Below are 15378 nucleotides of genomic sequence, written 5' to 3' on the forward strand. Positions count from 1 at the left end.
GTGGCGCGGGTTTGCTACGAATGCAGCTGCGGCAGTTAGTAGATTTTCCAATCCTCAAGAACGCATCGATCCATTTTCAGGAATTACTAGATGTTGCAGGTGAACAAGCCGTCGCCGGAGATCAACCGTGATTTCACCGAGGCTGATGGCTCTGCGTCTCAGACGCTGACCTCCTACCTCGATATCGTTCGCCGTCAGTTCCCGACCATGGTCGCGATCGCGTCGGCCTGTGTGATCCTCGCACTGCTCTATCTCTTCACCGCCGCGCCGCAGTTCACCGCCACTGCCTCCATGGTGATCGACACCCGCAAGGTGCAGTTGTTTCAGCAGCAGTCGATGCTTGGTGACGTTGCCGTAGATGCTGCAGCAGTTGAGACCCAAGTTGAGATCCTGAAATCTGAGAACATCAGCCTCGCTGTGATCCGTGATTTGCATCTCGTCGACGATCCTGAATTTACCGGCTCGGACGCCGGCCTGCTTGGCTCGGTTCTCAGCTTTGCGGGCAGCCTGTTCTCCGAGCAGCATTCGCTGTCTGAATACGAGCAAGTCCGCAATGCGCTGGGACGCTTCGAAAAGAACCGCAACGTCTCCCGGATCAAAGGCACCTATGTGATGGAGGTTGCCTTCACATCGAAGGATCCGGGGAAAGCGGCGAAGATCGCAAATGCGATCGTAGACTCTTATATCGTCGATCAGCTCGAGGCCAAATACCAGTCGACTCGCCGCGCCAGCGTCTGGCTCCAGGACCGCATCAAGGAACTGCGTACCCAGGCATCCGCCGCGCAAAAGGCGGTGGTGGACTTCAAGACCACTAACAATATCGTCGACACCGGCGGACGGCTGATGAACGAGCAACAACTTGCCGAGGTCAACAGCCAGCTTATCCTGGCGCGTGCAGCCACCGCCGAGGCCAGGGCGCGGCTGGATCGCATGAATGACATCCAGAAGCAGGATATCCCTGACGCCAATGTTGCCGATGCGTTGAAGAATGAGACCATCGTCAAACTGCGCGCGCAATATGTCGATATGGCTTCCAAGGAATCGATCTGGTCGGCCAAATATGGCCGGGATCACCTCGCGGCCGTGAATCTGCGCAGTCAGATGGCGGAGATCAAGAAGAACATCCGGGATGAACTGAGACGTATTCAGGAGTCTTACAAGAGCGACTACGATATTGCTATGACCCGTGAGGAAAGCATCAAGTCGAGCCTCGCCAATGTTGTCTCGGAATCCCAGCTCACCAATCAGGCTCAGGTGCAGCTTCGCGAGCTCGAGAGCAATGCGCAGAGCTACCAGGCGATGTACGACAATTTTCTGCAGCGCTATATGGAAAGCGTCCAGCAGCAGTCGTTCCCGATCACCGAGGCGCGCGTGATTAGCGCAGCGACCATGCCGCTGTGGAAGAGCTATCCGAAATCTCTCCTCGTTCTGGGCGTCGGTCTGCTTGGAGGCCTGATGCTGGCCTCTGGTGTGGCGATGGCCCGGGAGCTGACTGACAAAGTGTTTCGTACCACGAAACAAGTCGAGGACACTCTTGGAGTCAGCTGTATCGCGACTCTTCCGGCTCTGAGCACTCTACCTGTCGGATCGCGGTCCGGCTGGAAGATGCCGGGTGGTCGGGGATTTGGAAGTAGCAGCCAGCAGCCTGATCTGCTGCGATATGTCGTGGGCAATCCGTTATCGCGCTTTTCCGAAGCCGTACGTTCGGTGAAGGTTGCTGCCGATCTCAATCAAATCTTGCGCGAGAATCGTGTGCTGGCGACCACCTCGACCTTACCGAACGAAGGCAAGAGCACGCTCTCGAGCAATCTCGCTCAACTCGTGGCGCATGGCGGTGCGCGCGTCATTCTGGTTGATGGTGACCTGCGCAACCCGTCACTCTCGCGTGCGCTGGTGCCGGACGCGGAGGCCGGCCTGGTCGACGTCATCGCGCAGAAGGTCAAGCTCGAGGATGCGCTGTTGCTCGATCCGGAGACGCAGCTCTCGATCTTGCCGGCCGGTACCACCTCGAAATTGTTGCACACCAACGAGATCTTGGCCTCGAAGGCGATGCGTGAGCTGGTCTCTCTGCTCCGCACCCAATTCGACTACGTAGTGATTGACATGCCGCCGATGGCGCCCGTTGTGGACGTGCGTGTCACGTCCAGCTTTGTCGACTCCTACATCTTCGTGCTGGAATGGGGCAAAACCAAAATCGACGTCGTCAGGCATAATCTGCGCACCGCGCCCGAGATCCAGGATAAGCTGCTGGGCGTAGTCTTGAACAAGGCGGATACGAGGGCACTTGCGCGTTATGAATCGTATCACGGACGTTATTACTATCAAAAGTATTACGCGCGCTATGGATACGTGGAGTAGTGGGCCGTCCGCAGATTGGTTCTTGAGCTTCTTGAAATGGCGACTGGGATGTGAGCGATCTTCGTAGAAGATGCCTGGGAAGCGTGCTGCGCGTTTGCCTGCTTGTGTTCGGTCTGGTCGGCCTCTTGTGGACCGCGATCACTTCGCCGGTTTTTGTTTCAGCTTCGCCGGCCCGCGATATCATTGGTCGAGTTATGGCGGCTGAGTACTTCAAGCAAGGCGCGCTAGGAGAAAGCCTGGCGTACCTCGAGGAAACATCGAGGAGCTTGATTTCGGAGCCATCGATTTCACGGGCGAAGGCTCTCATCCGTTTGGAATTGGCGCAGCGAGCAATGGGGCGTCCCGATGGAATGGATGATGGAGAACGCCAGATCGCTGATACCGAACGCGACCTGAAAACTTCGCTTGCCTCGAATCCAAATGACGCTTTTCTGTGGATGTTGTTGTATTCGGTGGCGCTGACTAGAAATGGATTTGATCCAGTCAACATTAAGTATCTTGCTGCATCGTATCGGATAGGTCCGTGTGAGGGTTGGCTCGCGCTGCGCCGGAATCGGATTACTCTTGGACTGTTTCCGTTTCTCGATGGCTCTCTCAGGCGTGTGGCTATCTCAGAGTTCGCTCAAATCGTCGATGCCGGTTTCAGCAGCGAGGCGGCTTTGATCCTGAAAGGGGTGGGCTCGGCACATCGAGAAGAATTGCTTCCGGCTCTCGTGCAGGCGAATTTGGTGTCGCGAGAAAACCTCTACAGACGCCTTGCTGCGGATGGCCTCAAGTTGAGAATTCCCGACGTTCCCTATGACGAGAGGCCTTGGAGATGAAACAATTCCGATCACGATCTTGGTGCGGCATAGCTACTTGGACCCTGCTTGTCACCGTGAATGTCGCGGGGCAGGCACAGTCCGCAAGTTCTAGCCTGACGCTGCAGGGAGCGGCAGAGCAGACCACTGCACCGATCATCAAAAATGCATTTGGTCGCCCCTGTCTGGACGTGGAGGCGGCAGCAAGATCGCGCGTGGTCAATCCCAAGCTTATGGATCACGTCGTGAGCGTCAAAAACAGCTGCCCTCGCGCGATCGGTGTAACGGTGTGCTATTTCAACTCAAGCAAGTGCAACGCATTTCATCTGTCGGGATATGGCCGTGTTGATACGATCCTTGGAACGACGACGGAGCGGAATTTTCGTTATTCGATCTCGCAAAAATAGCGGTTTTGATGTCGGGTCGATTGCAAGCGGGTGTTCAAGAAATATTGTCTAACCAAGCCGAAGACCGGCTTTGCGACATGGAGTCTTCGGGCTTGCGATCGATATGAGGTGCACCTTGGCACGTATGTAAGGAGCAAGATGTTGATATTCGCTTTTGACGAATTGAGATTCTGGAAAGCTCAGAGCATTGAGATGCTCGGTAGCGAAGCGTCCGCATTCTCCCGGCCGCTTGAGCCCGACGCATACTAGTCCATGAAATCGAAGATGACCGTTTTGGACGGGCTCCAGGTAAACAACCCAGCTCTGCGTTCAGCACACTCATGAACTCTCGCGAAGAATCTCTCGTGATGTCGTCTTGCGCAGTCATCGTCGGAAGACAGGTAGACGGAATATGAAGCTTGCTTTCGTCGGTTGCGGCTATGTCTTCGACATCTATATGCGCACACGCTGGGCTTATCCGGAGATGGAAATCTGCGGCGTCTTCGATATCGACCGGCGCCGCTCTGAGATCGTTTCGAAACATTACGGCATTCATGTCTATGCGGACTATGACGCACTTCTCGCCGATCCGCGTGTGGAGATCGTCGTCAACCTGACGACGATTAATTCCCACTATGACGTCACTAGACGCGCTCTGGAAGCAGGCAAGCATGTCTACTCCGAAAAGCCGGTGACGACCGAGCTCAATACGACCAAGGAACTCTTTGCCTTGGCGGAGAGACGCTGCCTCGTATTTGCATGTGCTCCATGCAATCTCTACTGCGACTCCGTCGCCACGATGTGGAAAGCCGTGCTGGACGGTGCTATCGGCAAGCCGGTTCTCGTTTATGGCGAGTTGGACGACAATCCCGCCCATCTGATGAACCTGGAAGAGATGGAAAGTCCGACCGGCGCGCCCTTCCCCTATGTGGAGGAATTGCAGGAAGGCTGCACGGTGGAGCATTTAGCCTATCACCTCGTCTGGATCTGTGCGATGTTCGGTCCGGCAAGAGCGGTCACCGCCTATTCCAAGCATCTGATAGCGCACAAGACGGATACACCGCTCAATCCCGCCGATACGCCGGACCTCTCCGTCGTGTGCCTCGACTTCGAAAACGGGGTCGCCGCGCGTATCACCTGCTCGTGGGTTGCGCCGCGCGACCACCGTTTCCGCATCATCGGTGATGCCGGTGAACTCGGCGCGGACAATATCTTCCACGATCAGACGCCGGTCCATTTGGAGCGGTACTCACGTGTCAGCCTGGCTGCCCGCAAGGCCTATACGGCACGTAATCAGCCGCTCATCGGGCGGATCTTCGGCATTGGCGGCAGAAAGCTCAAGTTGGTGCGGCGCTGGAAATCCCATGCGGTCGAGGCGGAGAAAGGCGTCGGCATATCGCTTAAGCACAAGTTCGTCAGTTGGCTGCGGCGGCGCGAAATTTACGCGCAAGACAAGCTTCTGGGGCTCGCAGAAATGGACCGGGCCATGCGCGATGGACGAAGGCAGCCGGTCCCGGCAGATTTTCTGATCCATATCAATGAACTCACCATGATTGTGCATCGCGCAGGCGCCGGCGGCATTGCGACTGTGCCCCAGACCACATTCGAGAAGATCGCCCCCCTGCCTGACATGATCGCCGGGCAACGCGACTACAAAGCCGGCTACCGGCAGCATCTGATGGAAAGTCGACTCGGCAAGCTTATCGACAAGTTGCAAAAGCGCTGATCGCGCGAAAAGTCAAGGAACCGGAAAGTGGCATCCACCGTGCAAGCGGACGCATCCATCAGCGACATGGCCCGCATCGGGCTTGGTTGCAGCCGGCTAGGTTCGATCGGCGCCAAGAATGGCACACCGCCGGAAAGGCTTCTTCAGACTGCCGCGGAGGTGGGGATCACGTTTTTCGATACGGCCGATATCTACGCACAAGGCGACAGCGAACGTCATATCGGAAGATTGCTTCGAAGCAGCAACGGCAGCTTCGTCATCTGCACCAAGGTTGGTCAATACTTTCCGTGGTACTTCAAGCCTGCCTTCCTGATGAAAGGCATGATCAAGTCGATGATGAATCTGGTCGGCGGCGCATCGGCTGTCCGTACGGTCCGCGCGCGAACCCTGCCGCAGGATTTTTCGAGCGACTATATCGAACGGAAATTCCGCGAAAGCCTTGAGCGGCTGCAAACAGATTCGGTCGATGTTCTCCTATTGCACAGCCCATCGGCGGGGGTCCTGAGACAGAAGGACGCTATTTCAACGCTTCAGGCAATCAAGCGGCGCGGCGCGGCGAAAAGGATCGGCGCGGCCTGCGAAGACGTCGAATCCCTTGAGGCTGCGCTCGACGACGATCGGATCGACGCAGTCCAGGTCACGCTTGACGTCCTGGATGGTGTCGATGCGGAGCGGCTGCGCAAGCGCCGGGCAGCCGGTTTGTTCGTGATCGCACGCGAGATATTCGGTGGTGCCCGCCCGGCCGACAGCGTGCCTCTGTCACCAGAGTTCGTGAGGGATCGGCTCATTTTTGCTGCGAGCCGTGTCGACGTCGATGTCGTCCTTATCGGAACGACGAATGAAAGCCGGCTGCTTCGCCTTATCAACGACTACCAAGCTTCGAAACGCGTGGCCCCGGACGTCGCGTAGCAACGGCAGAGACAGGAGACAACGAGTGCGGGTTCTTTGGCTAGGCCGTTCGGTTGATTTGACCCTGGATGCAGGAGACCGCGTCTACAGCTACAGTTTCGTCTGCGCCGTCGCTGAGCAGCCCGGCGTGACGCTGTCCTATATAGGCCTCACCGACCAAAGCAAAGGACAGTTCCAGCCGTCACCCTCCTCGGTGAACTGGCGGCCCGTCTATGCCAGGACAAACTCGAGCCTGAAATTCCTTTACAGCAGTCTACCCATGTCGGGTGCAAAGAATGACGTGCGGGAATACACGGACGCGATCTTTCAGGCTCTGACGCGCGAAACCTGGGACGCTGTGGTGCTCGACCACTACGCGCTTGCACTTGCGATTCCCCTGATCGACAAGGCGGGCTTCCGGGGAGCGGTCGTTCATGTCGCGCACGATTTCGAAACGCATGTTACCCGGGACATCGCCGAAACCTATTCCGGCAACCCGGTCAAGAGGACCCTTCTCAAGCTGAATGCCAAACGTACCGCAGCCGCCGAACAGTCGCTCGCCGCCCGCTGCGATCTAATGGTCACGCTCACGGAGAAGGATGCTGTCAGCTTCAGAAAGGTCAATCCCAAGCTGGACAGCCTGATCATCCCCCCGGGACATCGTGGCGGCGTCGTCGAATCCCGCACGATTTCAGACGCCGTACCGAAACGGGTGATCGCGATCGGCTCCTATACTTGGCTCGCCAAGCGAATGAACCTGCTGGAATTCGTCGAAAGCGCGGACGAGTTCTTTTTCCAGAACGGAATCGAATTCCGGGTCATCGGCAAGATCCCGGAGGATTTCCATGAAATTCGAGCGCGCCAGTGGAAAGCGACGCGGCTGCTCGGTTTCGTGGACGACCCGACCGCCGAGTTCGACAATGCTAGGATGGGCCTTGTGGTGGACCGGACCGGCGGTGGCTTCAAGCTGAAGATGCTGGACTATATTTTCCAACGCGTGCCGGTCGGTGGTTATACACATGCCCTCGAAGGGCTTCCGGATACGGTGGCTCCTCACGTTGTGAGCCATTCGGAAACGGAACCTTTGCTGAAGGCAATCGTCGAAGCGGTGAACGATCCCGACAGGCTCCAGCGGATGCAGGTCGCGGCCTTCCAAGCCGCGAAAGGGCTCTTCGACTGGTCCAGCAACGGCAAGCGGTTCGTCGAGAAAGTGAGTGAGGTTGGAGCAACGTTGCAATCGCGTAAAAGTCAGTGGCGGGCGAGCTAGGGTGGGCCGTAGCGAACCTCGATCGCTGCAAACTCAACGGTTATCAAAATGGCCTCGGACATTCATAGCAACCCACCCAAGTTCGCTCCGACGGGCTTCATTGTCGGAGATCCTGGCGCGCGAGCCTTCCATACGCTCACCAGAAGAGCTGTGCTCGGCATCATCTTTTCCTTTATTTTTCTTGCCTATTTCGGGATTGGTTTGAAGGAGGATTTTTCCCTCAGCATCAGCATGATCGCGATGTATGCGGCACTGCCGGCTCTGTTTCTCGAAAGAAACCTGGCGCTCGATTGGGCGAAGCTGGGAGCCTACCTCATTTTTGTCTACAGTATTCTACTGACGAAGCTATCGGCGACTGGGCCGAACATTTCTTCAGCGTCGATGTATTATCTCATCGTCCTTTACTTCCCGTTCGTGTTTACGGTTGCTCGAACTGCCATCACGGACAGACTCTATGAAAATGCTATCCGTTTCTTCCTGAACTGTATGATCGTTATCTCCGTTATCGCAGTGGTACAGTTCCTGTCCCAATTCGTCGTACGGCTCTCCTGGGTTTTCAATATTTCGCTGATCATTCCTCGTGCCATCGTGGATAAAGGCGGCTGGAACACGGGGGCCGACGCTGGCAGCTTTTTCAAAGCCAATGGATTCTTTCTGAGAGAGCCTTCGGAGCTGTCGAATCTTCTCGGATTCGCTATTCTCATAGAATTCTTGTACTTTCGCAGGTTGTTGCGTCTCGCAGTGTACGGCGTCGGCATCCTGCTGAGCTTTTCAGGCACCGGAATGTTCGTCGCCGCGGCAGGATTGCTGATACCGACCAAATCGAAGGCGCTTCTCCGTGCAGCGGTCATTCTGGTCGTCGGCTTTGCTATCATACCCCCACTCGATGCATTTGTTTTCGATGGTTACTTCCTGCATAGGTTAGACGAGTTCAACCGGGAAGGTTCAAGCGCTTGGGCGCGCTTCATCGCACCACAGTCGGTCGTCGGAGCGGGAATGAGCTCTTTCGAAAGGACATGGCTTGGCAATGGTTCCGGCAGCCTTGCACCTTCATTGAATATGTATGCCGACATTTGGTATGAGGGCCGATGGGAAATCAACGGCCCGACCTGGGCAAAACTGCTCTATGAGTACGGGATTCTGGGTGCCGCTGCGGGTGTCCTGTTCTTGATCGTCTGCCTTTGGAGATCCCGAGGACCTGCAGAACTGAAGATCGCCGGATTTTATGCTTGGCTCGCTTCCGGAGGACAATTGCTCCAACCTGTATTCCTGGCCGTCATATTCGGTTTGATTATCCTGTGGCCAAAAAACTGGCAACTCCCATCCCGCCGAAGCGCTAAGCTGGGTCGGTCTTACACGGAAGCCAAACGATGATGGCCGCCGTCGATAACGTGCCCTGTCGGATTGCCGCAGTGCGCGGTGACAGTACCGAGCTGGGCATCGAAGACGCCACCTTCGTCAGGGGATAGCGGGAAAGTGTCGGGGCAGAACAACGCGATCTTGATTCTAAGCGACACGCTGGATTTCGGCGGGCATGAGATTGCCTTCTTGAGTTTCCTCGATAAGCTGCTCACTCAGGCCGAGTATCAAACGTATCATTTTATCGTCCCAGCCGAAAACAAGCGCTTCATTCAAGAACTGCAGTCCATATCGGACGGACGTATCGAAATTATTCCAAGTAAGTTCTACAAACTCAGAGGGGAACCTTACCGAGCTCCCTTCCGCATCCGCTACAAGAACTTCATCCGAGAACAATACAACGCGCTGAAGCCGAAGACCGTTCTTTTGTTGCAGGGACGCATCGAGCATCTCTGCACCGCAGCCTTGGCTCTGCCGCGGTGCGCAGATCTCGTGAGCTATTTGCCGATGGCGCATTTGATGCGTGACTTACGCGGCCCCTCATTCTCGTCACGGTTACAAGACGCACTGCGAATGCTTTATTATCGTTTGCCGAAGCGCTACATCGTGCCTTCCAACGCTGTCGCCGCGCAGTTGCGGGAAAATCGCTTCGAAGGCCCTATTCAGGTCGCGAGGAATTTCGTGCCGGCCGCATCCTCCGCTTCGAAAGGCGATGCACGCACCGAGCTGTCGCTGCCGCAGGATAAGAAGATTGCTGCCTTCATTGGCCGCTTTGATGTTAGGCAGAAAGGGATCGACTTACTCCTCCCCCTCGTCGAGCGTTCGACCGAATGGCATTTCCTCTTCATTGGCGCGGGCGAATACGCTGAACGAATTGCCCTGACTCAGAAGCAGTGCGCTTCAGTTTCCATCGTATCCTGGACCGAGAGGGTTGAACTCTATCTACAGGCTATCGACGTGCTTCTGCTGCCATCACGCTATGAGGGAGTCCCTCTTGTCCTCCTGCAGGCACTAAGAGCGGAAACGCCGGTCATGGCGTCGTTCATCGATGCGTATATCGAATATCTTCCCGCCAAGAATCTTTCTACCTTTGATTCCTCGATCAATTTAGACGCCGAATTGGATCGATTGATTGCCCCAGATGCAGCGAGCGAATTTCAGGTTCATGCTCGGCGTGTAGTGAGGGATGCGATTGACTTCGATGCATCGTTTAAGAGTTTTCTGAACGGACTGACAACAAACGATGGGGCGAATTCGTGAGCCTTCATCCAAGGAAGGCGCTTGCCTCCGTTAGCTGGAGTTTTCTTGAGGGCACCTCGCTCGCTGCGCTGTCATTTGCGACACTTGTCATTGTGACACGGCGTGTAACGCCTACAGAGATGGGAGCATTTGCAGTTGGGCTCGCTTTCATTGAGATCGCGACCACGGCCGTCACGATGTTCTTTCACGATGCGGTAATCCGTAAGGCGGAGCTTTCTGAAAGAGATCTAGATACCGCGTTCACAACCACGGTGGTGACAGGCCTCGTAATGGCATTGATCATTGCCGGATCAGCCCCCTTTTTAAGTTTGTTGTTCGAGAACGACCTAACTTGTTACGTCTTGGTGGCGCTCTCTCCATGCGTTCTAATTAGCAGCCTCGGCGCGGTCACTGTCGCCGATAATAAGCGACATCTTGAATTCAAGTCGCTAGCCGTGAGGTCAATCCTTGGCCGCGTTTTGGGTGCACTGATCGCGATCGCTCTGGCATTCGCTGGCGGGGGACTCTGGAGTCTTGTAGCGCAGCAGTTCGTTATGGTGTCGGTCTCGACATTCGTCCTTCTTTGGAGGGCTACAAGAAAGCCAAAGTTGCTTTTTGACCAAGTTTTATTTCGCGAATTGATTGTATTCGCTGCGCAATCAATGACTGTCCTTCTACTGAACTTCTCGTTGCGGCGTATATTCATCATGGTCGTGGGGGTCTTGCTTGGAGTCGCGCAAGCCGGTTACATCAACGTCGCGTTTCGAACGATTGATACGCTCTGGTCGCTTTCCGCAGGCGCCCTGCAGCAGGTCGCCTTGCCGGTGCTGTCGCGAACGCACGAAGATCTCGTAACGTTCAGACGACATTTCGCAACATTCATGTATCTCGCAAGCTTGGCGCTTTACCCTCTGTTTGCGGGCTTGGCATATTTCTCAGAAGAGAGCATATCGCTGCTATTTGGCGAAGCTTGGCTCCCATCTTCTATCTATGTTGTCTATCTGGGCACTCTCGTTCTTCTTCAGGTGCCGCGTATGGTCTTGAGTACAACGCTAATTGCCGCCGGTTTTCCGGGTGATCAAATCGTCTCGAGTATCGCCCAGTTCGTATTGCTCGCAGTCGCTATCTTGGTGTTTGGAGTGGAGCGTCCGCTTGACGCTGTGCTCATCTGGATCAGCGTTGAGGCGATACAAGTGCCGATCCTCAGCCGATGCCTGAAACTCCGGACACAAATTTCCTTCGCAGGTCAGATTCGTCCCCTCGCGCGCCCGTTGCTTGCTTGTGCCGTCATGACGGTCGGCCTTTTCGTGCTGACACCTTTTCTACGACCCAATGTCCACCTTGCGTCGTTTATTCTTGCTGTCGCCGCAGGCGGATGTATTTACGTACTGTGTGCGGCGGCTCTGGACCTGAAATCATGCCGACTGGTCTTCAAGCACGTGCGGTCGCGATTTGACGTCTGAGCCGATCATGCTCCGAGCTCTAGGATGGATCGGTAGGTTTCCGCCAGCTTTTTCGCCTGTGACGCCGCAGAAAACTTCAAGGTCTGGGTGCGGCGTCCGATATTGATGTTCCCTAAAGCGTCGCTGATGAAGCTCGTGATATCGATATCCTTCCGATATTGCTCGTCCGGAATCTCGAACATCTCCGGATTGCCGAATAACGAGACGTTGCTGGCATCGGTAAACATCAGTTCGGTGAATTCTGTCCTCGGTACCACGAGTGAAATACCTGTAGACAGAGCTTCCCAATAAGAAAGGGTGAAAGTCGTATAGATAGCGACATCCGCTGTATTAAACACGGCGCGCAATTGCTCGGTCGGTACTGAGGGAAGCACAATCTCATTGCCCGGTGGTAGTTGCCCAAGGCTGTCTCTAACATCATCAGTCATATCGCCGACGAGCATCAGTCGCAGGCCACGTGCTCGACACGCCCTGACGATATCTGCGATCTTTTTAAGACCGTGTAGTTTGCCTGTGATCACAGCAACACGTTCGAAATCTGCGATGCCGAGATCTTTCCGTCGTTTGGTTCTCTCTTCCGAGCAAAAATAGAAAAGTTTCGGATCAGCGCCGAGTGGTGCGAGCATTTCCGGCACGCGCCTGAAAGTGCAGGATCTAAAATGGTTCCGATTTGCCAATACCGTGTGACGGACCTGAGATACCGCCAACGATCCAATGAAGATGAATAGGCGTCGAAACAAGCTATCTACACGGCTATACCATTTCGATGTCCTGTCGCCGCGCTGCTCATGATCGTAGATGACAGGCTTTCCAAGCGATTTCGCCAGCAGCGCAACAATGGCGGTGATGCCCTGGCGAAACTCGATAACATGGACGATGTCCGCCTCTCGGATAGCCCGGATTATCGGAACGTAGAGTACGAAATCGCTGTAACGGAAGAAGACCTTCCGGCGATACAACCGGACACCGGTCTCGGCCGTAAATAATTGGTCGTTGATGGTTGGATTCGTGACGGGCAGTTTGACGCGACTTCTCGACCATATATGGCTTTTGTCACCACACATCAGTGTTACATTCAAACCGAGCAACGCTAGTTCTTTTGAGTAGGAGTATTCTCTGTAAGAAGGAAGGCTACTTTCGAAGAAGCCGCTGCAAACAAGCACTCTTATGCCGTTCTTCGAAGAAGCGTTGCGTGTTTCCTGCATCTGTCGGCGCTTTCCAGGATTCTAAGAATAAACGCGATATCCAAGCTGACGGCTCCGCCCTAAGGATGGTCCGAAGAGCTATCTGGGACGAGGTGATCTGGGGGGCGTGGCTTGCCGACGCTTGGACGGTGCAACGTTCATGGAGCGATCAACTGGCTCTGCTGCCGGGGACTCACAGGCTGCTGCGCGCGTAACCGTTCTCTTACTGATTTTCCCATGCGCAACATCGGCTTTTCGGCAAACCACCAGCTGATCACTGCCATCGCCGCCGAACCAACAAGAGCCAGGATGACACAATACCAGCCGCTATAGCCAAGTTCCAGAAACAGATTCATAACCGGCCAGTGGAACAGGTAAAGACCGTAGGAATAGTCATTTCCTCCTAGAAGCTTTCGTCCCAGATCCGGATAACGAAATGCGAAGCTGAACACCAGCGCCGCGATCGCGGCCATATTGGCCAAGCCGACATTGTTTCCGAAGGGGCGAAGGACCCCCGGTATCTCCCACAGCGTCCCGACGACCGAGAGAACCAGGAAGATTGCCAAAATTGGAAAGAACCAACGGACGGCGGGCCTGACGATCGTGTCGAACCATAAGGACGCAAGTCCGCCGATGCAGAACATCCATATCCAGCTGATGAAGGACAGCGGCGATACGGTAAGGATCTTCGTCGCGAAGCTTGCCTTCTCGCCTGCTGGCGTCATGAAGTGATGCGCGTAGACATTTACAGCCAGCGAGACTGCGATTACCGAAATGAGAAGGCGCGTGGTTCGGTGGCCATCCCGACCCCAGAGGCCGATTGCAGCCGCACAAGCATAGAACGAAATCTCGACCGGGATAGTCCAGAGCGAGCCATTGACCGTCCCGTTGCCGTACTCTCTCAGAAAATCGGGATTCCAACTTGGGAGAAGGACGATCTGAGCAACGATCCATAGCCCCATTTGCTTTAGATTCTGATGAACCGAATCGCTGTAAAGCAGCAGGATGGACACAAGCGAGAACAAGAACACGGCGTAATAGGCGGGCAGAATGCGAAACGCGCGTGATACGCAATAGCGAAGAATATCGGGGTCGCGACGCCATGCGGCGGCTATGACGAAACCGCTGATGAAGAAGAAAACGGGCACGCCGGGAAAATACTTCAGCGCCTCAATTATCCAGCCGCCGCTCTCGCTCGGTTGAATGCGGGTCCAAACGTGATAGACCGCAACCTGAGCTGCGGCAATTATCCGAATCAAGTCGAGGCTATTGTCGGAGAAGGAAAAGGCTGACTGCACCGAAGTGACTTGCTCACGTGCCATAGCTCTGATCTCAATTCGTCACACAATACGGTTTTCGTAAACGCCAAGTCACCCGAGAGCGGGCCCCATGATGGATGCCCCTGTTCGAGCAGTCTCGGTTTGCGCGATGCGTTGCCGCCTCGTCTTGAAAGGCTTCAATCGGCCCACCGGTAAGATGCGCAGGCGCTTCAATCGGAAACTTCATCGGAAACCGGCTCGAGTCGAGCGAGATGGAGCCGTTACTGGTGACGTTTGCGGAAGTTCGTTCCTACGGCCAGATTGGCCGCGATCTGTGCCTCCGCCGTGCGTGGCGCGATCGCTGAACTTGATCGCACTCTGCATGGGCCTTTCAAGTAGGGCATAACCGATCGAGCCGACGACAATGCCGGCGAGCGCTAGGAATGCAAATGTCGCAATGTCGCCGATTCCCATCACGATCGCCGCCTTCGCGGCGGCAGAGATCGCAAGCGTGTGCCACAGGTAAATCGAGTAGCTTGCGTTGCCAAGGAAACGCAATACCGGCCATTTTCCGACCGCGCCAATTTGTTCGTAACGGAGAGCGCCAATGAAGACAAGCAACATCGGGGCACCATAGAAGAGCAGGCGGTACTGATCGAGCGCAAACCGGCCGTAGAGCATGGTAGCCGATAGCAGCAGCACTCCGACGCCGATTGAGATTACGCCAAAGAATGACGGAATTCGGTAGCCTTCTTTCCAGGCCAAACCGATCCAGCATCCCGCCAAAAACTCAAGGAGCATCGGGTTCGAGAACGTCTTGAGTATGGCTTGCTCCGGCTCCAGTGTTTGCCCCGCTGCAATCAGAACGACAAATACAGTCGTGAGAACGATGAGCCTGCGGCGTTCAGTGGTTCGTAGGCAAAGCATCATACCAAAGCTGAGATAAAAGAACATTTCGTACGCAAGCGTCCATCCTGGAACGAGAAGCGGATAGATGTGTCCGTTACTCGGGGACACGCTTGGAATGAAGAGATAGGAAGAGACAATGTGCCAGACTGTCAGCCTTACACTCGGAAAAAATCCTGCTACTGCCCCGATCAAAAAGACGGTCGTGGCCACCCAATAAAGCGGAACGATACGTTGGAGGCGTTTTTGAAGGAATTCTCGCGGATTGCTGTGCTCGTTGGTAATCACCATCATGAGAAAGCCACTAATGATGAAAAACAGATCCACGCCGGATTGACCGACTGAGAAGTCGATATGTCCCTTGCCGCCGCAATGGAAAAAGACGACCGCGATACTGGCGGTGGCTCTTAAGTATTGTAAGCTATTCATTTCATTCATGCGGCTAAGCTCAAAAGCAGCCTGAACGGAAACGGATTTCGAGCTCGCAGCGAATGCGGTCGCATTTTCATGACCACTTCGTTGAAGTCGCTGGACACCCGTGCA

Annotated in this window: 12 protein-coding genes; 9 read left to right on the forward strand and 3 right to left on the reverse strand. The window is 55.1% G+C overall.

The window, feature by feature from the left end; genetic code table 11:
* Positions 1 to 90 precede the first annotated feature (90 nt).
* From I6F17_RS14550 to I6F17_RS14590, 9 genes are all read left to right on the forward strand, one after another.
* Complete coding sequence (locus tag I6F17_RS14550; RefSeq protein WP_225124586.1) at positions 91 to 2358, forward strand: polysaccharide biosynthesis tyrosine autokinase; 2268 nt, start codon at positions 91 to 93, stop codon at positions 2356 to 2358.
* 50 nt (positions 2359 to 2408) lie between these two features.
* Entirely contained in the window at positions 2409 to 3179 is a 771-nt protein-coding gene (locus I6F17_RS14555; RefSeq protein WP_225124587.1) for a hypothetical protein, read from the forward strand.
* A complete protein-coding gene (locus I6F17_RS14560) occupies positions 3176 to 3565 on the forward strand; it encodes a hypothetical protein (RefSeq protein WP_225124588.1) in 390 nt (129 codons plus the stop codon). The genes I6F17_RS14555 and I6F17_RS14560 overlap by 4 nt, the downstream gene beginning before the upstream one ends.
* Positions 3566 to 3956: 391 nt before the next feature.
* On the forward strand, positions 3957 to 5270 hold the full coding sequence (locus I6F17_RS14565; protein WP_225124589.1) for a Gfo/Idh/MocA family oxidoreductase: 1314 nt from the start codon (positions 3957 to 3959) through the stop codon (positions 5268 to 5270).
* 27 nt (positions 5271 to 5297) lie between these two features.
* A complete protein-coding gene (locus tag I6F17_RS14570; protein WP_225124590.1) occupies positions 5298 to 6179 on the forward strand; it encodes an aldo/keto reductase in 882 nt (293 codons plus the stop codon).
* 25 nt (positions 6180 to 6204) lie between these two features.
* A complete protein-coding gene (locus I6F17_RS14575) occupies positions 6205 to 7425 on the forward strand; it encodes a glycosyltransferase (RefSeq protein ID WP_225124591.1) in 1221 nt (406 codons plus the stop codon).
* A gap of 48 nt (positions 7426 to 7473) precedes the next feature.
* Positions 7474 to 8799 (forward strand): hypothetical protein, encoded by a 1326-nt coding sequence (locus I6F17_RS14580; protein WP_225190431.1) that lies wholly within the window; start codon positions 7474 to 7476, stop codon positions 8797 to 8799.
* Between the two features lie 102 nt (positions 8800 to 8901).
* A complete protein-coding gene (locus I6F17_RS37945) occupies positions 8902 to 10044 on the forward strand; it encodes a glycosyltransferase family 4 protein (RefSeq protein ID WP_225130579.1) in 1143 nt (380 codons plus the stop codon).
* Positions 10041 to 11486, forward strand: coding sequence for an oligosaccharide flippase family protein (locus I6F17_RS14590; protein WP_225130580.1), 1446 nt, complete (start codon positions 10041 to 10043; stop codon positions 11484 to 11486). Before I6F17_RS37945 ends, I6F17_RS14590 begins: the two co-directional genes overlap by 4 nt.
* 5 nt (positions 11487 to 11491) lie before the next feature.
* Here the strand turns inward: I6F17_RS14590 and I6F17_RS14595 are convergent, their stop codons facing one another.
* The 3 genes from I6F17_RS14595 to I6F17_RS14605 form a co-directional block, all read right to left on the reverse strand.
* Positions 11492 to 12691 (reverse strand): hypothetical protein, encoded by a 1200-nt coding sequence (locus I6F17_RS14595; RefSeq protein WP_225130582.1) that lies wholly within the window; start codon positions 12689 to 12691, stop codon positions 11492 to 11494.
* A gap of 137 nt (positions 12692 to 12828) precedes the next feature.
* Positions 12829 to 13992 (reverse strand): acyltransferase, encoded by a 1164-nt coding sequence (locus I6F17_RS14600; protein ID WP_225130584.1) that lies wholly within the window; start codon positions 13990 to 13992, stop codon positions 12829 to 12831.
* 180 nt (positions 13993 to 14172) lie between these two features.
* Positions 14173 to 15273: an acyltransferase gene (locus I6F17_RS14605; RefSeq protein ID WP_225130586.1), complete on the reverse strand. Its 1101-nt coding sequence runs from the start codon at positions 15271 to 15273 to the stop codon at positions 14173 to 14175.
* Positions 15274 to 15378 lie beyond the last annotated feature (105 nt).

The organism is Bradyrhizobium sp. NBAIM18, assembly GCF_020193825.1.
GTDB classification, from domain to species: Bacteria; Pseudomonadota; Alphaproteobacteria; order Rhizobiales; family Xanthobacteraceae; genus Bradyrhizobium; species Bradyrhizobium yuanmingense.